This window comes from Marivita sp. S0852, from assembly GCF_046591575.1.
Lineage (GTDB): Bacteria > Pseudomonadota > Alphaproteobacteria > Rhodobacterales > Rhodobacteraceae > Marivita.
The window spans coordinates 254,621-277,084 of record NZ_JBIQWA010000002.1 but is presented as its reverse complement, the minus strand read 5'-3'; the positions used below and the strand labels follow the sequence as shown (position 1 = coordinate 277,084).

The window sequence follows — 22,464 nt, the reverse complement described above, 5'->3', positions numbered from 1 at the left end:
GAGGATCACGCGAGCGGAGGCAGAGCATGCTGACCAAGAAACAATTGGACTTGCTGGAATTTATCAACAAACGGGTGGCCCGCGATGGGGTGCCGCCAAGTTTTGACGAAATGAAAGAGGCGCTTGATCTGCGTTCCAAATCGGGCATTCACCGCCTGATCACTGCGCTAGAGGAACGCGGGTTTATCCGGCGACTGGCGCATCGGGCGCGGGCCATCGAGATTGTCAAATTGCCTGACACCCTGGCCGCACGGCAACCGGGGTTTCAACCCGTGGTGATCGAGGGCGACGTGCCGGACCACCCTGCCCCGGCCAACGCGGTCGAGGTGGACACAACGGATGCTGTCGGGCTTGACCTGATGGGCCGGATTGCCGCCGGTGTGCCGATCCAGGAAATCAATGACGTGCCCCCCAAAGTCACCGTGCCGGGCGCGATGCTAAGCGGAAGCGGTAAGCATTATGCACTTGAAGTCAAAGGCGATTCGATGATCGACGCCGGGATCAACAATGGCGATGTGGTGGTGATCCGGGAAACCTCTTCAGCCGATAATGGCGATATCGTGGTTGCGCAGGTCGAAGGCTATGAAGCCACGCTCAAGCGGTATCGGCGCAAGGGCGAAAGCATCATTCTTGAGGCCGCCAATCCGGCCTATGAGCCGCGCATCCTGCCGGTCGGGGATGTCAAGGTGCAAGGGCGTCTGGTCGGGTTGATCCGCACCTACTGACGGGCGCGCACGCTTTTGTCATTCCAAAGGCGCGCACCAGCCCGGTCGCGCGCTTTTTCAATGTGATAGCCCCCACCGGCACGGCGGGTGATGGCAAGACTGCCCATGCCAGATAGGTCACGTTTGTCCAGGATGGTGCAGGTCGGTGCAATTGTCGCTGCTGGCAAATTGGCGCTGGCGATGACCAGTTCGTTCGCGGCGCATCCCTGGAACGCGCGGGCGGCCCGTTTGCCATGTATGTGGCGGATATTTACGGGCGGTGCCGCCTGCCACAAGGACGCAGCACTGGTTTGATCGCCGCCCCGCCCGTCATTTTCAAGCCAGACGCGGGCCACAAACCCGGTGCCTCTGGGCCGCGATAAGGCCCGCCCGTCCGGGGTCATCACCCCCACCAGAGTACCGCCTTGCGCGACCAGAATGTCGGGACGGTCTGCGGTGCTCCAAAGCGCGATGGCGGCCACAATGGGTGCGACCCCGACCCAGCGCAGGCGTCCTGACCAGATCACCACAGTCAGCGCGCCAAGCGCGATCAGTGGCAAGACCACGGGTTGCGGCGTCACCACTGGCCGGACCGCACCGTCCCAATCTGCGATGTGCTGGGCCACGCGCAAGATCCAGTCCACGCCCCATCCCATTGGGATCAGACCTATGGATTCCAGTCCGAACGGCATCAGGCACACCCCAAGCACAGCCGCCGGGATGACCAGAACGCCCATCAAGGGCACGGTCGCCAGATTGGCCAGAAGGCCGAACTGGGCGATCTGGTTGAAATGCGCCATGGCAAATGGCGCGGTTGCAGCCCCCGCAATGGCCGAAGACATCACAACCGATAGGGCCCCGCGCAGAAACCGGTGTTTCGGGATCTCGACCCGACTGTCGCGCAGCGCCCCGAAAACCGCCACCAGCGCGGTGGTTGCGGAAAACGACATCTGGAACCCCGGCCCCATCACCGCTTCGGGATGCAGGGTCAGAATGATCACTGCCGCCAGCGCCACCGCGCGCAATGAAATCGCGCGTCGGTTACACATGACCGCGACCAGCATCACCGACACCATCACAAAGGCGCGCTCTGTCGCCACATTGGCTCCGGACAGCGCCAGATACACGCCCGCCACGCCCAAAGCGCCCACCGCGGCCAGCTTTTTCGTCGGCCACCGCAATCCCACCGGGCTGCACAGCAGGGCAAGACGCAATGTGGCGAACACAAACGCACTGACCAATCCCATATGCAGGCCCGAAATGGCCAGCAGATGCGCAAGGTTGGTGTCCCTTAGGGCTTGCAAGACATCCTGCGGAATGGCGCTGCGGTCGCCGGTGATGATGGCGGCGGCAAAGGCCCCGGTTGCCCCTGGCAGCGCCGCCTGAATGCGGGCAGACATGCCCATTCGGGTGCGAAACACCCATTGCCCACCGCTGGCCTCTTGCCACAGGACCAGCGGATTGCGGGTATAGCCTACGGCTCCAAGCCGCAGAAACCAGGCGTGACGGCGAAAATCGAACCCGCCGGGTTCAACCGCACCGCCGGGAGGGCCCAGATGCCCGGTTGTCATGATGGTCATTCCCGGCTCTGGCGACAATCCGGGAACCGACGAATGCAGCGACAGGCGCACCCGTTCAGGGGTTTTGGCAAGCGGGACATCGGTCAGCCAGACCCGGTCCAGCGTGATCCGCACGGCATCTGACGCAGAACGATCAATGGCGACCACACGCCCGGTCACTGGCCCGTAATAGCGCCAATCCAGCACCGGACCCGCCACCATATGGCTGCGCATACCGGCAAGCGTGACGCCAAGACAGACCATCGCACAGGCGCAGATCACGGGCGCAAAAGCGGATCGGCTGCGCATATAGACAATCAGCAGGCCGCCCCCAATGGCAGCAACGGCCGCAAGCGCCGCTAGCGTTGGTTCGGACAACAGGCCGAAATACAGGCAGATCCCGCAAGCCAGACAGACAGGCACCCCCGCAAAGAGGCCCCCGCGCTGCGCAAGAAGGATGGTTGACATCCCCGACAAGACCCGCGCCATGCTTGCCCCCGTTCAAGGTGCTGGTTAAGAGACCGGTAAGATATCTCCCCTATGGTGAATGAAAGGTAAACGTGCCCATGTCCGGCCAGATCGTCACCCGTTTCGCTCCGTCGCCCACCGGTTTTCTTCATATCGGTGGGGCGCGCACGGCGTTGTTCAACTGGCTATATGCCCGTGGTCGTGGCGGCACGTTCCTGCTGCGAATCGAGGACACCGACCGCGCACGCTCTACGCCGGAGGCCACCGAGGCGATCCTGAAGGGCCTGGACTGGCTTGGGTTGGACCATGATGGCGAGGTGATCAGCCAATTCGCCCGCGCCGATCGCCATGCCGACGTCGCCCGCGACCTGCTGGCCAAGGGTGCGGCCTATAAGTGTTTTTCCACCCAGGACGAGATTGAAGCCTTCCGCGAGGCAGCGCGTGACGCGGGCAAAAGCACTCTGTTCCAAAGCCCCTGGCGGGACGCCGCACCAGAAACCCACCCGGATGCGCCGTTTGTCATCCGCCTGCGCACCCCGATGGAAGGCACCACGGTCATTCACGATCAGGTGCAAGGCGATGTGACGATCCGCAATGATCAGCTGGACGATATGGTCTTGCTGCGCTCGGATGGGACACCGGTTTATATGCTGGCGGTGGTTGTCGACGATCACGATATGGGCGTGACCCACGTGATCCGGGGCGATGATCACCTCAACAATGCCGCGCGACAGATGGGGATCTACACCGCCATGGGCTGGGACATGCCCGTTTGGGCGCATATCCCACTGATCCACGGACCCGATGGCAAGAAACTGTCCAAACGCCATGGCGCGTTGGGTGTCGAAGAGTATCAGGCCATGGGCTATCCGGCGGCGGGTATGCGCAATTACCTTGCCCGGTTGGGCTGGAGCCACGGCGATGACGAATTCTTTACCGATGATCAGGCAAAAGAGTGGTTTGACCTCAATGGAATCGGAAAATCCCCGGCGCGCTTTGATTTTAAGAAACTGGACAACCTGTCAGGTCAGCATATCGCGAATGGCGACGATGCTGCGCTGCTGCATGAACTGAAGAACTATCTGGCGGCAGCCGACCGGCCTGCTCTGACTGACGCACAGAAAGACGCGATGGCACGTGCGATGTATTGCCTCAAAGAGCGGGCGCGCACGTTTCCGGAACTTCTTGATAAGGCAGAGTTTATTATGGCCGATCGCCCGATTGTGCCGGATGAGAAGGCCGCCAAGCAGCTGGATGCGGTATCCCGTGGTATACTGAAATCGTTGACGCCGCAGTTGCAAAATGCTAGCTGGACCCGCGACGAGCTTGAGGCCGTCACATCCCGATTTGCAGAAGCGCACGGGACAAAATTCGGCAAGCTTGCGGGGCCTCTGCGCGCGGCGCTTGCAGGCCGGGCTGTGACGCCGAGTGTGTTCGATATGATGCTGGTTCTGGGACGCGAGGAAACCATTGCGCGCCTGACGGACGCATCTGCTGATGAGGCGACCTGACCACGCGTCAGTGATCCTTTTAAGCACCAGAGATAGTTGGCTTTGAACCCCCGTTCAAAGCATTGAGACGAAGGGACCACGTATGTCTGACACCACAAAAACTGCGACGCTGACCATTGATGGTGAAACTTATGATCTGCCGATCTATTCACCAACAGCCGGTCCGGACGTCATTGATATCCGCAAGCTATATGGCGCTGCGGGTGTGTTTACCTACGACCCCGGGTTCACATCGACAGCGGCCTGCGACAGCACCATCACCTTTATTGACGGCGACAAGGGCGAATTGCTGCATCGGGGCTACCCGATCGACCAGCTGGCCGAAAAATCGCATTATCTCGAAGTGTGTTATCTGCTTCTTTATGGCGAACTGCCCTCGGCTGCGGATCTGGAGCTGTTCGAGGCGACGATCACGCGTCACACGATGATCCACGAACAGATGCACAACTTCTTCCGCGGCTTCCGGCGCGATGCGCATCCGATGGCAACAATGGTCGGTGTGGTCGGCGCAATGTCGGCCTTCTATCATGACAGCACCGATCCATCCGACGAACGCCAGCGCGAGATCGCGTCGCACCGGCTGATCGCCAAGATGCCCACAATCGCGGCAATGGCGTATAAATATTCCATTGGTCAGCCTTTCGTCTACCCACGCAACGATCTCGATTATGCGGCGAATTTTCTGCATATGTGCTTTGCGGTGCCGGCCGAGGAATATCAGGTCGATCCGATCATTTCCCGTGCGATGGACCGCATCCTGACATTGCATGCCGATCACGAACAGAACGCGTCAACATCGACGGTGCGTCTGGCGTCGTCTTCCGGGGCCAACCCGTTTGCCTGTATCGCGGCGGGCATTGCGTGTCTTTGGGGTCCGGCGCATGGCGGTGCGAACCAGGCCTGCCTTGAGATGCTCAAGGAAATCGGCTCTCCCGAGAATATCCCTGCCTATATCGCGCGCGCCAAAGACAAGGATGATCCGTTCCGATTGATGGGTTTTGGCCACCGGGTTTACAAAAACTTCGACCCACGCGCCACGGTGATGAAGCAATCCGCAGACGAGGTGCTGGATCTGCTGGGCGTCGAGAACAATCCGGTTCTGGCCACCGCCAAGGAACTGGAAAAAGCCGCATTGGCCGATCCCTATTTTGCCGAGAAAAAGCTGTTCCCTAACGTGGATTTCTATTCCGGCATTATCCTTGAGGCGATGGGCTTCCCGACTTCCATGTTCACGCCGATTTTCGCGCTTAGCCGGACAGTGGGCTGGATTTCCCAGTGGAAAGAACAGCTTGCCGATCCGCAGATGAAGATTGGCCGTCCGCGCCAATTGTATCAGGGCCCGGTTCAGCGCGACTATGTTGATATCGAAAACCGCTGATCACATAATAAAAAAAGGCCACCATGGGGTGGCCTTTTTCAACCTTGCCCGTTTCTGGCCCCCCCCCCGCGACTGATGCCGTCACCGGTGTGGTTTACCGGCCCTCGTATTGTGCCGGGCGCTTTTCCAGAAACGCTATCACCCCTTCCTTGAAGTCCCGCGTTTTACCGCATTGGCCTTGCAGCTTTGCCTCCAGCGCCAATTGCGCCTCAAGGTCATTGTCGAACGATCCGCGAATGGACTGCTTGACGCGCTGATAGGCAGCGGTTGGGCCTTTGGCCAAATGCGCGGCCCGTGCGCGCCAGTGATCGGCAAAGGACGCATCCGGCACCGCTTCCCAGATCATGCCCCAGTCATCGGCCTGTTTTGCAGTGATCTTGTCGGCGAACAAGGCCGCCCCCATGGCCTTGGCCATGCCCATCTGACGCGGAAGATAATAGGTGCCGCCGGCATCCGGAATAAGACCGATGCGCGTGAACGCTTGCAGAAAGAAGGCCGATTCAGATGCAATCACAACATCCGCAGCCAGCGCCAGATTGGCCCCTGCCCCAGCTGCTGCACCGTTCACGGCAGAAATCGTTGGCACTGGGCAGTCAAAGATTGCCCGCAGCATGGGCACGTATTCATCGCGCAGGGTCCGCTCCAGATCAAGGTTGGCGGCGTTTGCACGGTCGCCCAGATCCTGTCCGGAACAGAATGATTTGCCCTCTCCGGTCAACACCACAACGCGCGCTGTCTTGCCCGCCTCCAGCACCGCATCGGTGATTTCAGCGCGCATCTGGGTGTTGAGCGCGTTCATCACGTCGGGACGGTTCAGTTTGACCGTTGCGATATTGTCGGTGATGTCAAAGGCGATGGTGTCGTATTGCATGCGCAGGGCACTCCTGAATTCAGATCTGGCGCATCAAACACCGAACTGTGCAGGTTGGCAAAGCCCAACGCGGCGTCACATCGGGGCTGACCGGGTTGGGTGCGCTGTGCGGATCAGTCCTTCAGCAGCTCTTCCAGGCGCTTTTTTTCCGCCTCGGACAGGGCCGCTTCGGTCGGGGTCACCGCATTGGCGCGGCCACGAATATAGCTTGTCCCCACCCCAAGCGCGATCAGAAACAGCACCGGGCCGGACAGCCAAAGGATCATGTTCCAGCCATCGGTCCGGGGCATGAGCAACACAAATTCCCCATAGCGTTCGACCAGAAAGTCGAGCACCTCGTCATTGGTGTCGCCTTCGACCAGACGTTCCCGCACCACCAGGCGCAATTCCCGTGCCAGCGGCGCGTTGGATTCGTCGATGCTTTCGTTCTGGCACACCAGACAGCGTAGCCCTTTGGACAGGTCCCGCGCCCGATCTTCAAGCGCGGGATCGTCCAGCACCTCGTCCGGCTGAACCGCAAAGGCCGGCATGACAAGGGCTGCCATCATCATCGACAGCAGCCCGGCTTTTACTATGCGCATCATCCTCATTCTGCAGGTACGCCTTGTGGGGTGCGGACTTTCTTTTCACCCGCTGCAACACGATAGCGCCGATCCGACAGGGACAGGAAGCCGCCAAGCGCCATCAGGATGGAGCCCGCCCAGATCCAGTTCGCCAACGGTTTGATATAGGTGCGAACCACCCAGCCCCCATTGGCCTGTTCATCGCCGATCACGACATAGATGTCGCGCAGGAAACGGTAGTCGATCGCCGCTTCGGTTGTCGGCATCTGGGCCACGGGATAGTTGCGCTTTTCGGGTTGCAGAAAGGCAATCTGCTCTCCGTCGCTGCGCACGATCACGTCGCCCATGGTCGAGTAATAGTTGGGGCCGGTGACTTCATTGACGGCCGCCAGCTCAAGCTCGAAATCGCCAACTGTGAACGGCTCTCCGATCTGTGCGACGCGAATGTCCTCTTCCTGCCAGGCCATCAGCCCGGCGATCCCAACCATGGTCACGCCCAGTCCGATATGCGCCGTGGCCTTGCCCCAATCCGCACGCGGCAAACGCCAGAGCCGTGACAGATCGCGGTTTTGACCCGTGCGGTTAAGCAGATCAAGGACGGCACCAGACAGCAACCAGACGCCAAGGAACACACCAACCGGCCCCAAAAGGCTTTTGCCGGTTTGCATTGTCCAGAACAGACCAAGCAGCAACACCCCAAGAATGAACGCCGGAACAAGCTGTTTCAGGGTGCGCCCGACTTTGGCGCGTTTCCAGCTGAGCATTGACCCGATCGGCAGGATCAACCCCAAAACAACCATAAACGGCGTGAATGCCATGTTGAAGAACGGCGCGCCCACGCTGAGCTTGGTATCAAAGAACATCTCGGCGACGACGGGCCAAAGCGTTCCAAAGAAGACTACGAAACAGCTGACCGCCAAAAGCACGTTATTGGCAACCAGAGCGCTTTCGCGGCTTGCCACGCCAAAGATGCCCTTGGCTTCCATCGAACTGGCCCGCAGCGCGAACAGGGTCAGCGCACCACCGGTAAAGAAGATCATGATCATCAGGATAAACACGCCACGCTCGGGATCATTGGCAAAGGCATGAACCGAGGTCAGCAAGCCAGAGCGCACGATAAACGTCCCGATGAGCGAGAAACCAAATGCCAGGATCGCCAGCAAAATCGTCCAGCTTTTCAGCGCCTCGCGTTTTTCCACCACGATGGCCGAGTGCAGCAATGCAGCCGCCAGCAACCAAGGCATAAAGGACGCGTTTTCAACCGGGTCCCAGAACCAGAACCCGCCCCAGCCCAATTCGTAATAGGCCCACCATGATCCAAGCGCGATCCCGATGGTCAAAAACGTCCAGGCAGCCAGCGTCCACGGACGTACCCAACGCCCCCACGCCGCATCGACGCGCCCTTCGATCAGGGCGGCCACGGCAAAGCTGAAGCAGATGCTCAGGCCGACATAGCCGAGGTAAAGGAAGGGAGGATGGAACGCCAAGCCGGGGTCTTGCAACAACGGGTTCAGATCCTGGCCGTCAAACGGTGGTACAGCCAAGCGCAGGAACGGGTTGGAGGTGAATAGGATAAAGGCAAAAAACGCCACGGCGACAGAGGATTGCACCGCCAGAACACGGGCGCGGAGGGTCGGAGGCAGGCCCTTGCCGAACCAGGCGGCCATCGCGCCGAACAAGGTCAGGATAAGCACCCACAACAGCATCGAGCCCTCATGGTTGCCCCAGACCCCGCTGATTTTATAGATCATCGGCTTGGCCGAATGGCTGTTCAGCCAGACCAGCCGCAACGAGAAATCAGAGATGACAAAAGCATATGTCAGCGCGGCAAATGAAAATGCCGTCAGCAGGAACTGGACGGTGGCGGCAGGTTCCGCCACGGCCATCCAGCCCGGCCATCGTTTATGCGCACCGATCAACGGGACGACAGATTGCACAATCGCGACAAGGAACGCGAGGATGAGGGCGAAATGACCGAGTTCTGTAACCATGAGGCTGAGTATAAGAGCCTCAGCGGCGGCGACCAATAACATTTACTCCAGATGCCGGTTCACATTGTCGCAAGGGGTCCAATGCTAGGGGTCGCGCTGGCCTTTCCAGTCTTGCAGCGCGGCATTGCCTTGGATGTTTACCGGCCCCGCCGGTGTTTGCGCGTCTTTCAATGTATCAAGCCGGTCCAGAACATCCGGCAGGGCCGCGTCCAGTTGTCTGGTTAGATCGCGTTGAAAATCCTGACCTTTTGCCTGATGGCGCGCTCCGAAATAAAAGCTGACGATGGCTCCAAGCAGCCACCATAGCGGCTCTGGCACCAAGGCGATACCGGCCATGCGGGCGGCAAACCAAACCGGATCGACCATTGCCGAAATGAAAAGCCCCAGCGTGCCCAGCGCCAGCGCCGGTCGCGGCACCCGGTTCAATCCATCCATGAACCTGTCGAATCCCCCCCGCTTTGGTTGCAGGAACTCGTGGCCGAATTGCCGAAGCGCGGCAGCGTGCCGGGTGTGATCCCTGACAGACTGGGCTTCCGCATTTGGCCGGAACACCTCTGCCGTTTCCCGCAGCACGTTGCGACCCGATCCAAACACAAGCGAAAACAGCTGCTCGATCAGTCCCATTTTGCGGTCCTTTGTTCAAACGCTGCGTCACTCAGGTGATAGCGCGACGCCATAAAAGCCTCGGCGCGTTTGATCCAACCGCCCTTGCCGCCCGCCCGTGTCCGGGCATATTTGCGGTTGCTGGGCCGTCGGTCCGCCAAGGCAAAGTAATAATTGCGCCGCTCTATCCCGTAGGCGTCCACGATATGGTTCGGCGCAGCGGCACAGCCCTGTGCTGTGGCGGCGATTGTTCTGGGGCCGATCACGCCATCAATGGCCACCGGAATCCCCATCTTGCCCAACAGCTTTTGCAACAACGTGACTGCATTGCTGCCTGCGTTCACATACATATCGAACAGCGTCGGCTGTATCATCTGCGACACATCCGAAATCCGCGGGCGGGTGAAGTAATGCTCCAGAAAGATGTCGGCGGCCTGTTCGGCGGTCAGACGCCGTACATCGGCCGTTGTGACGGCACCATCGCCCGTCAGATCGAGGCCCAGGCGACGCATCGTGTGGATCGTCACCCCATAGTTGGTGGCCCCGCCCCGATCATCCGGATCATTGACATAGCCCCCTTCGCGGCGAACGATGTCTTCCGCGATCTGTCGCACGCTGTAGTCTGTCATGGCCATTGGCCCCCTGATTGTGACACGGGCCAGACACTGCAAAGCAGGCATTAACCAAATCAGAATGGGTCGTGCGTTGCCGTGCATTGGGGCAATACGCCACCGGCTTTGTTGTCAGACAGGGTCGCTCCACCGGGGCTGTCATACTCACCGGGGTCGCGTCGGGGTTTGACATTCCGCGCGCGGATTGACACCCAGCAGCTATGACAGATTTACCCTACCTCACCCCGCTGACCGCGGATCAGCAACAGGCGGCCGGATTGCCGACGCAGTGGCCATTGGCGATTGCAGACCGCGTGCGCTTTGCCGAGCTGGACCCGCTGAACCACGTCAATAATGTGGCCTATCTGATCTGGTTTGAATCCGCCCGCGTCGCGTATTTCAAACATATCAACCTGACCACCTATGAAAACGCCGCAACCGAGCCGCGAATCGTTATTCGCCGGGGCGAGATGGATTGGCTACAGGAAATGCGTGCGGACGAAGATTATGTCATCGTGTCCAAAACGATTGCCTGCCGCACCACCAGCTTTACCATGCATCAAGAGATCTGGTCCGCCGGCACCAAACGGGCCGAATTCAAATGCGTGATCGTGCTGTTGCACCCGGACGGGACCGGCCGTCTTGCGATCCCGGACCCGATCCGCGCGTATTTCCATGATGTCGAAGGCGTCGAGCGCGATCAGGAAAACCGTTTCACATAGACCAAAAGCCCCTGGGTGCTTGCATCTTTGTCGTCGGCGGGCGCGTCGCCGCTGACAAGCGGACCAAGCGAGGTTGCCAATTCCTTGCCCAGTTCGACACCCCATTGATCGAAAGAATTGATCCCAAGGATCACACCTTCGACAAACACGCGGTGTTCATAAAGCGCGATGATCTGGCCCAGAATTTCTGGCGTGACCTTAGGAACCATCAGCGTCGTGGACGGACGGTTGCCGGGAAACACGCGGTGGCGCGCTTGTCGTTCCCGCTCGTCACCGCTTAGCCCGGCATCCGCCATCAGCGCGCGCGCCTCTTGCAACGACCGCCCGCGCATCAGCGCTTCGGATTGGGCAAGACAGTTGGCGATCAGCAGTTCGTGATGGTGGCGCAGATCCTCTTCGTGCCCGTTCGCGGCAATAATGAATTCGCAGGGCACAACGCGCGTGCCCTGATGGATCAACTGGTAAAAGGCGTGTTGGCCATTGGTGCCCGGCTCTCCCCAGACAACCGGCCCGGAATTCACCGAAAGATCGGAGCCGTCCATCGCCACGGATTTGCCGTTTGATTCCATTTCCAGCTGTTGCAGATAGGCGGGCAGCCTTGACAGGCGGTTGTCATAGGGCAGCACGGCGCGGGTCGCATGGCCCAGCCCCTGATTGTGCCAGATGCCCACCAGCGCCAACAGCACAGGCATGTTTTCGTGCAGTGCTGCGGATTGGAAATGCCGGTCCATGGCCTGGCCGCCGCGCAGAAACGCCTTGAACGCGTCCGCCCCGATGGCGATCATCAGCGACAGCCCAATCGGCCCCCACATTGAATAGCGACCTCCAACCCAATCCTCAAAGCCCAGAACACGGTCTTCGGGAATACCCCAGTCAGCGGCGGCATCAGCATTCGAGGAGAGCGCAATAAAGCGTCCGTCGGTGGGCACATTATGATCCGTCAACCACGCCCGCGCTGTGCGGGCATTGGTCATCGTCTCGATGGTGGTAAAGGTTTTTGACGCAACGATGAACAGTGTCTTGTCTGGCCGACAGCCACGCAGAGTGTCGGCGATATCGGCCCCATCGACATTGGACACAAAATGACAGCGCGGCCCGTCGCGATAGGGCGACAGGGCAAGATAGGCCATGGCCGGGCCCAGATCCGATCCGCCGATGCCAATATTGACAACATCTGTGATATCTGACGCGCGCACGTCATTGGCAATTGCTTCCATCCGCGACAAGCCGCGCAGGACATCCGGCATCACGTCCTGCCCGTCCACCGTGATCGGCCCGCCATCCAGATTGCGCAGCGCCGTATGCAGGACCGCTCGCCCTTCGGTTTCATTGATCTGTGACCCATCGAACATCGCATCGCGCCGCGCGTTCACATTCGCGTCTTTGGCCAGTGCGATCAGCGTGTCCAAAGACGCTGCGTCAATCTGGGTTTTCGAATAATCGAACAGCATGTCACACGCAGTGACGCTGAACGCCTCTGCGCGGTCTGGATCACGGTCGAACAGTTCAGTGATCGAACGGGTTTTGCCGGCCTCGGCGGCCGATTTCAGCGCAGTCCACATCGTCTTTACTCCGCCCAATGAACCGTGGCTTCGCTCAGCACGGCTTTGATCGGGGCCTCTGTCGGTTTCAAATGCAGCGCCTGCTCCAGGGCAATGCGCTTTTCCTCGCCAAAAATCAGAACATGTTTACGGATCGCATCGTTCAACACACGCGCGCTCAGCGTGACGCGGGGTTCCGGCGCACCGGGCGCGCGCATGGCAACCAGAATGGAAGCATCGGGAGCCAAAGCCTCGGTCAGTTTATCCGCACCGGAAAAAATCGAGGCCGTGTGCATGTCAGCCCCCATGCCCAACAAGACCACCGCCAGGGGCAACTCACTTGAAATCTGGCTTTCCAGTTCGGCCAGCACCTCTTCGGGTTCATGTGCATCAATATACAACGGCAACAGGCGCGCAGCGGCGGCCCGATTTACCAGCAACCGGTCGCGGATCAACCGGGTGTTGGACCGGTCGCTTGTCTCGGGCACCCAGCGTTCATCGGTGAGCATCACGTCAACACGTGCCCAGTCCAGATCGGCGGCGCATAACGCATCAAACACCGGCCCCGGCGATGTGCCGCCGGGAACCGCCAGCACAACGCGGTCTTCATGCTGCAAGATCGAGCGCAGATCACCCGCCAGTTTATTGGCCAGATCGATCGCAAGCATTTCCCTGTCGGGATAAGATTGAAAGTCGTAATTCATGCTCAGATCTCCTGCCATGTTCAGTGGTCGCCTGCGGTGGGCCGCATCAGAATCACACCCGGCGACCTGCGCCGCGCGCTGTTTCGGATCATGCCTTGATGTCCCGCCATTTGCGGCCATCCCGGTGCATCAGCATCAACGCATCTTCCGGGCCAACGCTTCCCGCGTCATATTCCTTGGGCACATCATTGCGCGCTTGCCAGCCTTCGATCAAGGGGTCGGTCCAGGCCCAGGCGGCTTCGACCTCGTCTCCGCGCATGAAAAGCGTCTGGTTGCCCCGGATCACATCCATGATCAACCGTTCATAAGCGTCAGGTGCCTCTTCGACATCCGGACCCAACGCTTCGGCAAAGCTCATGTCCAGCGGCACGTCCATCATCCGCATACCGCCCGGCCCCGGTTCCTTGATCGTCACATCAAGCGTCATGCCTTCATTAGGTTGCAGCCGAATGGCCAGCACATTGCGGTGCCGGCCTGAATCCGCGCCGAAAATAGAATGCGGCGCATCCTTGAACACCACGGCAATTTCCGACGTGCGCGCCTTGAGACGTTTGCCCGTGCGCATGTAAAACGGTGTTCCCGCCCAACGCCAGTTCGAGATGTGGCACTTCATCGCGACAAAGCTTTCGGTTCGGGATTTGGCGTCGTCCACATCCTCGCGATAGCCCGCGACATCGCCGCTAGTGGTGTATTGCCCCCGCACGATATGATGCCAGTCCACCGGCTCCAGCGCGCGGATCACCTTAAGCTTTTCGTCGCGCACCGCATCGGGGTCAAATTTGGCAGGCGGCTCCATCGCGATCAGGCACAAAAGCTGCATCAGATGGTTCTGCATCATATCGCGCATCGCGCCCGATTTGTCGTAATACCCGCCGCGCCCGCCAACACCGACAGTTTCCGCCACCGTGATCTGAATGTGATCGACATACTGCGAATTCCAAAGCGGCTCGAACAGCATATTCCCGAACCGCACAACCATCAGGTTCTGAACGGTTTCTTTGCCAAGGTAGTGATCAATCCGGTAGATCTGGGTTTCGTCGAAATGCTGGGCCAGCGTGGCATTCAGGGCCTTGGCGGACTCAAGATCATGTCCAAACGGCTTTTCCACAACAATCCTGCTGTCAGGTGTGGCCAGCCCGAAACGGTGCAACCGTTCCGCCAAAGGCCCGAACAGCGATGGGCCCACCGAAAAATAAAAGGCCCGTACACAGTCTTTTTGCATGCGGGAATTCAGATCGGCCCAGCCGCCCTCGCCCATGGCATCTGTTGTCACGTAATGCACGGTCTGAAGAAAGGCATCGAGCGTTCCGTTGTCGCAATCAGCGCCACCGCCGAATTCGGCCACGGCATCCGCAACCATCTTGCGATACCCGCTGTCATCCATGTCGGACCGCGCGGCCCCGATGATCTGCGATCCCTCTGGCATCTGGCCTGCACAGAACCGCCGGAACAGTCCGGGCAGGATCTTGCGGCGCGCCAAATCGCCGGTTCCGCCAAAGATCACAAGGTCAAAGGGGTCAACTGGAATTACGCGGGACACCATAATGAGGGCCTTTCGATTCTGGTTTGATCAGCGCCTTGTTAGCGCTAACGAACAGGATGTAAACTGATTTCGCTCCAATCACGACATCAGTATCATGTGCCTGTCGCTCTGCAATTACACACCGACCGGCGATGGCAAAGCTTTGCCCGACCGGATCATGGCGCTTGAACCTGCCAATGACCCATGTCACCACCCACCCAATACAGGAGACGTCCATGGCACCGCGTAAAATCATCATCGACACTGATCCCGGACAGGACGATGCCGTTGCCATCCTGCTTGCGCTTGCCTCGCCCGAAGATATCGACGTTCTTGGCGTTACCGCCGTTGCCGGAAACGTCCCATTGCCGCTCACCGAAAAAAACGCGCGAATTGTGTGCGAATTGGCGGGCAAGCCAGACACCAAAGTCTATGCGGGTTGCGATGCGCCGCTGACCCGCAAGCTTGTCACAGCTGAACATGTGCATGGCAAAACCGGTCTGGACGGGCCGACGCTGCCTGATCCGGTGATGCCCCTGCAAGACCGGCACGCGGTCGACTTCATTATTGACACCCTGCGCCGCGAAGCGCCGAACACGGTGACGCTGTGCCCGCTGGGTCCGTTGACAAATGTTGCAACCGCCTTGCAGCAAGCCCCGGACATTGCCGAGCGCCTGCAAGAGATTGTGTTGATGGGCGGCGCGTATTTCGAGGTCGGCAACATCACCCCTGCCGCCGAGTTCAATATCTATGTCGATCCCGACGCCGCTAAAATCGTCTTTGGCTGCGGCGCTCCGATCACCGTGATGCCGCTGGACGTGACCCACAAGGCGCTGGTCACGCAGCCGCGCAACGATGCCTTCCGCGCCATTGGCACCCCCGTGGGACAGGCCGTGGCCGAAATGACGGATTTCTTCGAACGCTTCGACAAACAAAAATACGGCAGCGCAGGTGCTCCGCTGCACGACCCGTGTGTAACCGCGTATCTGATCGACCCGGATCTATTCGGCGGACGCCATATCAATGTAGAGATCGAGACCGGCTCTGATTTGACACTGGGCATGACCGTGGCGGATTGGTGGGGCGTGACAGACCGGCCCGCAAACGCCACATTCATGCGCGATATCAACGCTGACGGCTTTTTCGCCCTGCTCACAGACCGGCTGGCCCGGCTATGAGATCCCTGCACCTTGCCACGACAGACGATCTGCCCAAGATCTTGCCCCTGGTTGCGTCGTTTCACGCGCATCAAGGCTTTGACACCACGGCCGACCATCAACACGATGCGATCCTGCCGTTGCTTGAGGGAAGCCCCCATGGTGCCATTTGGCTGATCGGGCCACGCCGCGCGCCGGTCGGGTATGTCGTTGTCTCCTTTGGCTGGTCAGTTGAATTTGGCGGTCTCGATGCAATCGTCGATGAATTGTTCATCCGCAGCGCCGTGCGCAATCGCGGCATGGGCAGCGAGGCGCTGGACGGTCTTGCCAAAGCGTTGAAAGACGGCGGCATCCGGGCGCTGCATCTTGAGGCAAACAAATCCGATGAGACGCTGCACAAATTCTACAGCCGAGCCCGGTTTCAACCCCGAGACGGCCACCTGTTGATGACACGGGTGCTTTGATCCTCTGATCACTGGCAGCCGGCACACGCAGCGCCTATATCTGACACATGACTTTACAGATTCCGTTCGACAACAGCTATGCCGCGCTTCCCGAAAGCTTTTACGCGCGCGTTCCACCCACGCCGGTGAAAGAGCCATCCCTGATCGCCTTTAACACAGCACTGGCGCGTGATCTGGGCATGGACGGGCTGGACGACCCAGAGCTTGCAGCGATCTTTGCCGGCAACGTGGTGCCAAACGGTGCCACGCCCCTGGCGCAGCTTTATGCAGGGCACCAGTTTGGCCAGTACAATCCGCAACTGGGGGATGGGCGCGCGGTTTTGTTGGGGGAAACCGTTGGCACCGACGGGGTGCGCCGCGATATTCAACTTAAGGGATCTGGCCAAACCCCCTTTTCGCGCCGCGGTGACGGGCGCGCCTGGCTGGGGCCTGTGTTGCGCGAATATGTGGTCAGCGAAGCGATGCACGCGCTTGGCGTGCCAACAACACGCGCTCTGGCGGCGGTGCGCACCGGTCAGGCCGTGATCCGCGAGCGCCCCCTGCCCGGAGCCGTGCTGACCCGTGTGGCGCAAAGCCATCTCAGGGTCGGAACGTTTCAGGTGTTCGCCGCGCGCGGCGACACAGACGCGCTTCGGACATTATTCGACTATGCCGTCGCCCGCCATTACCCCGACGCCACCGATCCGGCGCTGTTTCTGGATGCGGTGATGCGCAAACAGGCCGCATTGGTCGCGCAATGGCTTAGCATCGGCTTCATCCACGGTGTCATGAACACCGACAATTGCAGCATCTCGGGCGAAACCATTGATTACGGCCCCTGCGCCTTTATGGACAGCTACCATCCCGAAACCGTCTATTCGTCAATCGACCGCTACGGGCGGTACAGCTATGCGGCACAGGCCGATATTATCGTGTGGAACATGGCCCAATTGGCAACGGCCCTGTTGCCATTGATGCCGGACCCCGAAGCGGCAGTCGAGCCGTTCACCGCCAAAATCCACCAAATGCCAGAGATGATCCGCTCGGAATGGCATCAACGCTTCGCGGCCAAGATCGGGATAACCAACCCAGCTTCCGACGATGCAACCTTGGTGACCGACCTGCTGAACCTCACGCAAGAGGCAAAGGCGGATTTCACCAATACTTTCCGTGGGTTGGTGGACGGCACCGCGCGGGATCAATTTCTGGATACTGCCGGGTTTGATGCGTGGTCCCAAAGATGGAAAGCACGGATCGAGCGCGAAGACGATCCGGACGCAGTGATGCGTCGCGCCAATCCTGTGCTGATCCCACGAAACCACCGGATCGAACAGATGATCACAGCGGCCACGCAAGAGGATGATCGCCTGTTTCACCGTCTGATGTCCGCCTATGCGGACCCCTATGTCGCCACAGCCGACACCGAAGATCTGCGGCGGCCACCTTTGGACAGCGAAGTCGTGCAAGCGACGTTCTGCGGCACGTAGCACCGTCAACCACGCGCAGCATCCGCGCCCGGATTATTCGCCCTGTCGCCACGCGTGTCCGAATCTGTCATCGTAATCATGTCAATCAATTGGAGATGATCTATGAGCCTCATGGGAACACTGGCCAAAGTGGCCATCGGATACGCAGCCGCGCGGGGCGTTGATCACCTCTCTGGCGGCAAAGGTCTTGCTGGTCTGACCGGCGGTGCCCAGGTGCAGGGCGATCACCCGATGGCAAAGCTTCAGGCCCAGATGGGGCAAATGATGGGAGGCGCTGGCACGGGCGGGGACAATCCGCTGGCCGGGATCATGGACAATTTGCAATCCGGCGGGCTTGATCTGTCGTCACTCATGGGCGGTGGCACGGCCGGGCAGCCATCAGGCGATAAGGGTGGATTGCTGGCCTCTCTCGGAGGTTCAGGCGGGGCCGGTCTGGCAGGGGTGCTTGCCGCAGCGGGCGGTGCCGCCGCAATGGGCGGCAAGAACATGGGCGGTATGCTGGATCAATTGTCGAACAGCGGGGCCGCCGCACCACAAGCCGAAGAAACCGCGGCCTTGATGCTGCGCGCGATGATCCAGGCGGCAAAATCAGACGGCGGTATCGACGAAGCCGAACGCGCCAAAATCATTGACACCGTTGGCGACGACGCAGCCCCCGAGGACATCGCATTTGTCCAGGAACAGCTGGCAGCCCCGGTCGATATCGACGCCTTGGCAAAAGACACACCAGCCCCGCTGCGCACGCAGGTGTATTCAGCGTCCCTGATGACCATCCGTGTCGATACCCAGCCCGAAGCGGAATATCTTGATGGTCTGGCCCGCGCCATGGAGCTTGATCAACCCACCGTCAACACCCTTCACATGCAGATGGGGGTTCAGCCCCTTTACAGCTGACCCATCTGAATGAAGGGCATTATCCTCGCGTTTGTTGGCGTTCTGATCCTGACGCCGGACGCGCTTCTTATTCGTCTGTCCGAATTGCCCCCGACCGCTTTGGTGGCGTGGCGTGGATTGGCGATGGGCTGTCTGTTTCTGATCGCTGCGGCTTTTATCGGCCAGCTTCGCCATATCCCAAGGCTTGCCTCTGGCGTTGGCGTGGCGTTGATCCTGTCGCAATGGGCCAATGCCAGTTTGTTTGCCACGGGGATCTCGGTGGCACCGGTGGCTTTGGTTTTGATTGCCGTGGCCACCGTCCCGGTTTGGGCGGCGTTCTGGTCGTGGTTGTTATACGGCGTGCCGACGCGGCGTGCGACATGGGTCACAATCATATGTGTTGGGCTGGGCATTGCTTTGGCAATGACAGGCAAGGGCGACATGACGCTGACCGCCACATCGCTGATCGGCGTCGCCTGCGGGCTTGGCGTCGCTCTAAGCCTGTCGCTGAGCTTCACGCTTCTGCGGAACAATCCCGATATGCCCATGTTATGCGCCGTGGGGATCGGGGCATTGCTGGCGGGGATCGGTGCCTTGTCCCTGACCACGCCAGGCGCTCTTGTGCAGGGCACAACATGGGCCATCGCAACTGCCAGCCTGTTTGTTCTGCCGGTATCGTTCTACCTCATGTCCGAAGCGTCCCGTCACACCGCGTCCGTCAATGTCAGCCTTGTGCTGTTGCTGGAAACCGTTCTGGGCCCGATCTGGGTATGGGTGCTGATTGACGAAGCCCCCACGCAACGCATGCTTTTGGGCGGTGCCATCGTGATCACCAGCCTGGCACTTTACCTTCGCCACTTGCGTCGTCCCGCATAATTTTTCATGACGCTTATGGCCTTGCTTTTCATTGCGCGATACACCAGCTTTCACGAACAAAAAGGGTCTGCGGATGTCCGACACCATCATCTCGCGGTGCGAAACCAGAGGCTTGCGCCTGACAGATCAGCGCCGGACCATTGCCAAAGTGTTACAAGACTCTCACGATCACCCCGATGTCGAGGAACTTTACGCACGGGCGTCGGGGCTTGATCCCAATATTTCGCTGGCGACGGTCTATCGCACGGTCAAGCTGTTTGAAGAGGCGGGCATTCTTGAAAAGGTCGATTTCGGCGATGGCCGCGCCCGATACGAAGATGCGGAACGCGATCATCATGATCACCTGATTGATCTGCAAACCGGCAAGGTCATCGAATTCGTCGACCCCGAGATCGAGGCGCTTCAGGAAAAAATCGCGGCCAAGCTGGGATACACGCTCAAGGGCCATCGGCTTGAGCTTTACGGCGTACCGATGAAGAAATAGCGCCCAAAGTGGCGGCGCGGCCTGCGCTTTGGGCTGTGTTAACCTCATCCAAGTCCCTTCGCGGCATCATCTGACTGGTCACCGCTCTCAAACCGGCGTAGCTGCGGCATATGCAGAATCTCCAAGGCATCACTCTCATGATCCTCGCCATGGCAGGCTTCGCGCTTGGCGATGTGGGGATCAAGGCCCTGAGTGTCGACCTGTCGCTCAGTCAGATCGTGATGACCATGGGGGTGTTGGGCACCTCATTTTTCTATGCGCTGAGCCGATTAAAGCGACAGCCCGTTCTGACCAAGGACCTGGCCCATCCTGCCATTGCAATCCGGACTTTTGCGGAAATTGCCGCTGCACTTTGCATGATTAACGCACTGGCCCTTACGCCGTTGTCGCTGGTCACCAGCGTCACGCAGGCCGGACCTTTGGCCGTGGCTCTGGGCGCGGTTGTTTTCTTTCGCGAAAAGGTCGGCTGGCGGCGTTGGTGCGCAATCCTCACAGGGCTTTTTGGCGTGCTGATCATCCTGCGTCCGGGCACCGAAGGGTTTAACATACTGGCCCTGCTGTCGGTGGGCGCGATGCTGGCTCTGGCGGCGCGCGACCTGTCGACACGGGCTGCCCCCAGATCGCTGTCCAACCTCCAACTTGCAACCGTTGGCTTTGCCGCGTTTAACCTCGCCGCTCTGGTGTTGATCCCGTTCACAGACCCGTGGCGCGTGCCGGACCTGCGCCAAACTGGCCTTCTGGCGCTTGCCGTTGTCCCGACCATCGCCGGATATTATGCCATCACCGCCGCCATGCGGATTGGCGACATCTCGGTCGTCACGCCGTTCCGCTACACCCGGTTGCTGTTTGGCGTGTGCCTTGGGGTGCTTTTATTTGGCGAAACCATTGATATCTGGATGATTACCGGCGGAAGTCTGGTTGTGGCCTCGGGCATTTACACCGTTTTGCGCGAACGCAAACTGCACAGATTGGCAAAAGCCGATCAACAGGCGAGCCTGTAGCAAGACGTTAGCGCTAGCAGTTGCAGTTTACTTTACGTCCCGCCCTGCTATACCGCCGCACAACCATAAGCCTGCCAAGGACCAAACCCCATGAGCACCATCATCGACATTTACGCCCGCGAAATTCTGGACAGCCGGGGCAACCCAACCGTCGAAGTCGACGTTTTGCTGGAAGACGGCACAATCGGCCGTGCGGCTGTGCCGTCCGGCGCGTCAACCGGGGCCTACGAGGCGGTCGAAAAGCGCGACGGCGACAAAAACCGCTACATGGGCAAAGGCGTGCTTGAGGCTGTTGCCGCCGTGAACGGCGAAATCGCCGAAGAGATCGTCGGGATGGACGCGACCGAACAGGTGGCCATTGACCTTGGTATGATCGAACTCGACGGCACCGAAAACAAAAGCCGTTTGGGGGCCAATGCGATCCTTGGCGTCAGTCTGGCCGTAGCCAAGGCCGCTGCCGATTTTTCGGCACAGCCTTTGTATCGTTACGTCGGGGGCACATCGGCCCGGATTCTGCCGGTTCCGATGATGAACATCATCAATGGCGGCGAACATGCAGACAACCCGATCGACATTCAGGAATTCATGATCATGCCGGTCGCCGCAGACGACATCCGCGATGCGGTGCGCATGGGGTCCGAAGTGTTTCATACGCTGAAAAAAGAACTGTCCGCCGCAGGCATGTCCACTGGCCTTGGCGATGAGGGTGGCTTTGCCCCCGAGCTTGGCTCGACCCGCGATGCGCTCGATTTCATTCTGCGATCCATCGAAAAGGCAGGCTACACTCCAGGCGACGACATGATGCTCGCGCTCGATTGTGCCGCCACGGAATACTACAAAGACGGCCATTACGTTTACGCCGGTGAAGGCAAGACGCTGACCTCTGACGAAAATGTTGCCTACCTTCAGGCCCTGGTGGACGATTACCCGATCCTGTCCATCGAAGACGGCATGTCCGAAGATGATTGGGACGGATGGGCCACGCTGACCGAAGTTCTGGGTGACAAGGTTCAACTGGTGGGCGACGATCTGTTTGTCACCAACCCTGCGCGTCTTGCCGATGGGATCGCCAAGGGCTGTGCGAACTCCATGCTGGTCAAGGTGAACCAGATTGGCACCCTGACCGAGACGCTCAAAGCCGTCGATATGGCCCACCGCGCACGCTATACCAATGTGATGAGCCACCGCTCGGGCGAAACCGAAGACGCCACCATTGCCGATCTTGCTGTTGCCACAAATTGTGGTCAGATCAAAACCGGGTCTCTGGCGCGGTCTGATCGGTTGGCCAAGTATAACCAGTTGATCCGCATCGAGGAAATGCTGGCCGAAACGGCGGAATATGCCGGGCGCTCTATCCTCAGGTCGTAAAGCACCCGCACGAAAAAGCCGCCAGAC

21 protein-coding genes are annotated in these 22,464 nt (G+C 59.6%); 12 read left to right on the top strand and 9 right to left on the bottom strand.

Annotation, left to right across the window (positions count from 1 at the left end):
* Positions 1-26 precede the first annotated feature (26 nt).
* The gene (lexA, locus tag ACG74X_RS05485) at positions 27-725 is read left to right on the top strand and encodes a transcriptional repressor LexA (protein ID WP_411233145.1); all 699 of its coding nucleotides are present in this window, start codon (positions 27-29) and stop codon (positions 723-725) included.
* Here lexA and ACG74X_RS05480 read toward each other — a convergent pair.
* Positions 719-2,752 carry a ComEC/Rec2 family competence protein gene (locus tag ACG74X_RS05480; protein ID WP_411233144.1) on the bottom strand — a complete coding sequence of 678 codons (2,034 nt, stop codon included), beginning with the start codon at positions 2,750-2,752 and terminating at the stop codon, positions 719-721. The genes lexA and ACG74X_RS05480 overlap by 7 nt on opposite strands.
* Before the next feature lie 77 nt (positions 2,753-2,829).
* On the opposite strand from ACG74X_RS05480, the gene gltX reads away from it, so the two are divergent.
* Both gltX and ACG74X_RS05470 read left to right on the top strand, forming a co-directional pair.
* Positions 2,830-4,242: a glutamate--tRNA ligase gene (gltX, locus tag ACG74X_RS05475; RefSeq protein ID WP_411233143.1), complete on the top strand. Its 1,413-nt coding sequence runs from the start codon at positions 2,830-2,832 to the stop codon at positions 4,240-4,242.
* An 82-nt stretch (positions 4,243-4,324) separates the two neighbouring features.
* Positions 4,325-5,620, top strand: coding sequence for a citrate synthase (locus ACG74X_RS05470; protein ID WP_411233142.1), 1,296 nt, complete (start codon positions 4,325-4,327; stop codon positions 5,618-5,620).
* 94 nt (positions 5,621-5,714) lie between these two features.
* On the opposite strand, the gene ACG74X_RS05465 is transcribed toward ACG74X_RS05470, so the two are convergent.
* From ACG74X_RS05465 to ACG74X_RS05445, 5 genes are all read right to left on the bottom strand, one after another.
* Positions 5,715-6,491, bottom strand: a complete 777-nt coding sequence (locus ACG74X_RS05465) for an enoyl-CoA hydratase-related protein (protein WP_411233141.1) — start codon at positions 6,489-6,491, stop codon at positions 5,715-5,717.
* A gap of 113 nt (positions 6,492-6,604) precedes the next feature.
* The gene (locus tag ACG74X_RS05460; RefSeq protein WP_411233140.1) at positions 6,605-7,075 is read right to left on the bottom strand and encodes a cytochrome c-type biogenesis protein CcmH; all 471 of its coding nucleotides are present in this window, start codon (positions 7,073-7,075) and stop codon (positions 6,605-6,607) included.
* 2 nt (positions 7,076-7,077) lie between these two features.
* Positions 7,078-9,045: a heme lyase CcmF/NrfE family subunit gene (locus ACG74X_RS05455; RefSeq protein ID WP_411233139.1), complete on the bottom strand. Its 1,968-nt coding sequence runs from the start codon at positions 9,043-9,045 to the stop codon at positions 7,078-7,080.
* A gap of 84 nt (positions 9,046-9,129) precedes the next feature.
* A complete protein-coding gene (locus tag ACG74X_RS05450; protein WP_411233138.1) occupies positions 9,130-9,669 on the bottom strand; it encodes a holin family protein in 540 nt (179 codons plus the stop codon).
* Entirely contained in the window at positions 9,660-10,277 is a 618-nt protein-coding gene (locus tag ACG74X_RS05445) for a holin-associated N-acetylmuramidase (RefSeq protein WP_411233137.1), read from the bottom strand. The genes ACG74X_RS05450 and ACG74X_RS05445 overlap by 10 nt, the downstream gene beginning before the upstream one ends.
* Positions 10,278-10,480: 203 nt before the next feature.
* Between ACG74X_RS05445 and ACG74X_RS05440 the strand changes: the two genes are divergently transcribed.
* A complete protein-coding gene (locus ACG74X_RS05440) occupies positions 10,481-10,981 on the top strand; it encodes an acyl-CoA thioesterase (protein ID WP_411233136.1) in 501 nt (166 codons plus the stop codon).
* Here ACG74X_RS05440 and pgi read toward each other — a convergent pair.
* From pgi to zwf, 3 genes are all read right to left on the bottom strand, one after another.
* Positions 10,960-12,543, bottom strand: coding sequence for a glucose-6-phosphate isomerase (pgi, locus tag ACG74X_RS05435; RefSeq protein WP_411233135.1), 1,584 nt, complete (start codon positions 12,541-12,543; stop codon positions 10,960-10,962). The two genes, ACG74X_RS05440 and pgi, sit on opposite strands and share 22 nt — an antisense overlap.
* Positions 12,544-12,548: 5 nt before the next feature.
* Positions 12,549-13,226, bottom strand: a complete 678-nt coding sequence (gene pgl / locus ACG74X_RS05430) for a 6-phosphogluconolactonase (protein ID WP_411233134.1) — start codon at positions 13,224-13,226, stop codon at positions 12,549-12,551.
* Positions 13,227-13,314: 88 nt separating this feature from the next.
* A complete protein-coding gene (gene zwf / locus ACG74X_RS05425) occupies positions 13,315-14,769 on the bottom strand; it encodes a glucose-6-phosphate dehydrogenase (RefSeq protein WP_411233133.1) in 1,455 nt (484 codons plus the stop codon).
* A 215-nt stretch (positions 14,770-14,984) separates the two neighbouring features.
* Here zwf and ACG74X_RS05420 point away from each other — a divergent pair, with 215 nt between their 5' ends.
* The 8 genes from ACG74X_RS05420 to eno all read left to right on the top strand — a co-directional run bounded on the left by ACG74X_RS05420 (position 14,985) and on the right by eno (position 22,437).
* Positions 14,985-15,926: a nucleoside hydrolase gene (locus tag ACG74X_RS05420; RefSeq protein WP_411233132.1), complete on the top strand. Its 942-nt coding sequence runs from the start codon at positions 14,985-14,987 to the stop codon at positions 15,924-15,926.
* Positions 15,923-16,369, top strand: a complete 447-nt coding sequence (locus tag ACG74X_RS05415) for a GNAT family N-acetyltransferase (RefSeq protein ID WP_411233131.1) — start codon at positions 15,923-15,925, stop codon at positions 16,367-16,369. The genes ACG74X_RS05420 and ACG74X_RS05415 overlap by 4 nt, the downstream gene beginning before the upstream one ends.
* A 47-nt stretch (positions 16,370-16,416) precedes the next feature.
* Positions 16,417-17,835 carry a protein adenylyltransferase SelO gene (locus ACG74X_RS05410; RefSeq protein ID WP_411233130.1) on the top strand — a complete coding sequence of 473 codons (1,419 nt, stop codon included), beginning with the start codon at positions 16,417-16,419 and terminating at the stop codon, positions 17,833-17,835.
* A gap of 102 nt (positions 17,836-17,937) precedes the next feature.
* Positions 17,938-18,729 (top strand): DUF533 domain-containing protein, encoded by a 792-nt coding sequence (locus ACG74X_RS05405; RefSeq protein WP_411233129.1) that lies wholly within the window; start codon positions 17,938-17,940, stop codon positions 18,727-18,729.
* A 9-nt stretch (positions 18,730-18,738) separates the two neighbouring features.
* Entirely contained in the window at positions 18,739-19,584 is an 846-nt protein-coding gene (locus ACG74X_RS05400) for a DMT family transporter (RefSeq protein WP_411233128.1), read from the top strand.
* A gap of 73 nt (positions 19,585-19,657) precedes the next feature.
* Entirely contained in the window at positions 19,658-20,068 is a 411-nt protein-coding gene (locus tag ACG74X_RS05395; RefSeq protein WP_411233127.1) for a Fur family transcriptional regulator, read from the top strand.
* A 110-nt stretch (positions 20,069-20,178) separates the two neighbouring features.
* Positions 20,179-21,069, top strand: coding sequence for a DMT family transporter (locus ACG74X_RS05390; protein ID WP_411233126.1), 891 nt, complete (start codon positions 20,179-20,181; stop codon positions 21,067-21,069).
* Between the two features lie 90 nt (positions 21,070-21,159).
* On the top strand, positions 21,160-22,437 hold the full coding sequence (eno, locus tag ACG74X_RS05385) for a phosphopyruvate hydratase (RefSeq protein WP_411233125.1): 1,278 nt from the start codon (positions 21,160-21,162) through the stop codon (positions 22,435-22,437).
* Positions 22,438-22,464: the final 27 nt, after the last annotated feature.

Excerpts from the sequence above, each read along its gene's own strand:
- zwf (WP_411233133.1), bottom strand. The coding sequence starts at position 14,769 with ATGGTGTCCCGCGTAATTCCAGTTGACCCCTTTGACCTTGTGATCTTT.
- gltX (WP_411233143.1), top strand. The coding sequence starts at position 2,830 with ATGTCCGGCCAGATCGTCACCCGTTTCGCTCCGTCGCCCACCGGTTTT.
- ACG74X_RS05395 (WP_411233127.1), top strand. The coding sequence starts at position 19,658 with ATGTCCGACACCATCATCTCGCGGTGCGAAACCAGAGGCTTGCGCCTG.
- pgl (WP_411233134.1), bottom strand. The coding sequence starts at position 13,226 with ATGAATTACGACTTTCAATCTTATCCCGACAGGGAAATGCTTGCGATC.
- eno (WP_411233125.1), top strand. The coding sequence starts at position 21,160 with ATGAGCACCATCATCGACATTTACGCCCGCGAAATTCTGGACAGCCGG.
- ACG74X_RS05420 (WP_411233132.1), top strand. The coding sequence starts at position 14,985 with ATGGCACCGCGTAAAATCATCATCGACACTGATCCCGGACAGGACGAT.
- ACG74X_RS05405 (WP_411233129.1), top strand. The coding sequence starts at position 17,938 with ATGAGCCTCATGGGAACACTGGCCAAAGTGGCCATCGGATACGCAGCC.
- ACG74X_RS05460 (WP_411233140.1), bottom strand. The coding sequence starts at position 7,075 with ATGATGCGCATAGTAAAAGCCGGGCTGCTGTCGATGATGATGGCAGCC.
- ACG74X_RS05400 (WP_411233128.1), top strand. The coding sequence starts at position 18,739 with ATGAAGGGCATTATCCTCGCGTTTGTTGGCGTTCTGATCCTGACGCCG.
- ACG74X_RS05465 (WP_411233141.1), bottom strand. The coding sequence starts at position 6,491 with ATGCAATACGACACCATCGCCTTTGACATCACCGACAATATCGCAACG.
- pgi (WP_411233135.1), bottom strand. The coding sequence starts at position 12,543 with ATGTGGACTGCGCTGAAATCGGCCGCCGAGGCCGGCAAAACCCGTTCG.
- ACG74X_RS05470 (WP_411233142.1), top strand. The coding sequence starts at position 4,325 with ATGTCTGACACCACAAAAACTGCGACGCTGACCATTGATGGTGAAACT.
- ACG74X_RS05455 (WP_411233139.1), bottom strand. The coding sequence starts at position 9,045 with ATGGTTACAGAACTCGGTCATTTCGCCCTCATCCTCGCGTTCCTTGTC.
- ACG74X_RS05445 (WP_411233137.1), bottom strand. The coding sequence starts at position 10,277 with ATGACAGACTACAGCGTGCGACAGATCGCGGAAGACATCGTTCGCCGC.
- ACG74X_RS05390 (WP_411233126.1), top strand. The coding sequence starts at position 20,179 with ATGCAGAATCTCCAAGGCATCACTCTCATGATCCTCGCCATGGCAGGC.
- ACG74X_RS05480 (WP_411233144.1), bottom strand. The coding sequence starts at position 2,752 with ATGGCGCGGGTCTTGTCGGGGATGTCAACCATCCTTCTTGCGCAGCGC.
- lexA (WP_411233145.1), top strand. The coding sequence starts at position 27 with ATGCTGACCAAGAAACAATTGGACTTGCTGGAATTTATCAACAAACGG.
- ACG74X_RS05440 (WP_411233136.1), top strand. The coding sequence starts at position 10,481 with ATGACAGATTTACCCTACCTCACCCCGCTGACCGCGGATCAGCAACAG.
- ACG74X_RS05450 (WP_411233138.1), bottom strand. The coding sequence starts at position 9,669 with ATGGGACTGATCGAGCAGCTGTTTTCGCTTGTGTTTGGATCGGGTCGC.
- ACG74X_RS05415 (WP_411233131.1), top strand. The coding sequence starts at position 15,923 with ATGAGATCCCTGCACCTTGCCACGACAGACGATCTGCCCAAGATCTTG.
- ACG74X_RS05410 (WP_411233130.1), top strand. The coding sequence starts at position 16,417 with ATGACTTTACAGATTCCGTTCGACAACAGCTATGCCGCGCTTCCCGAA.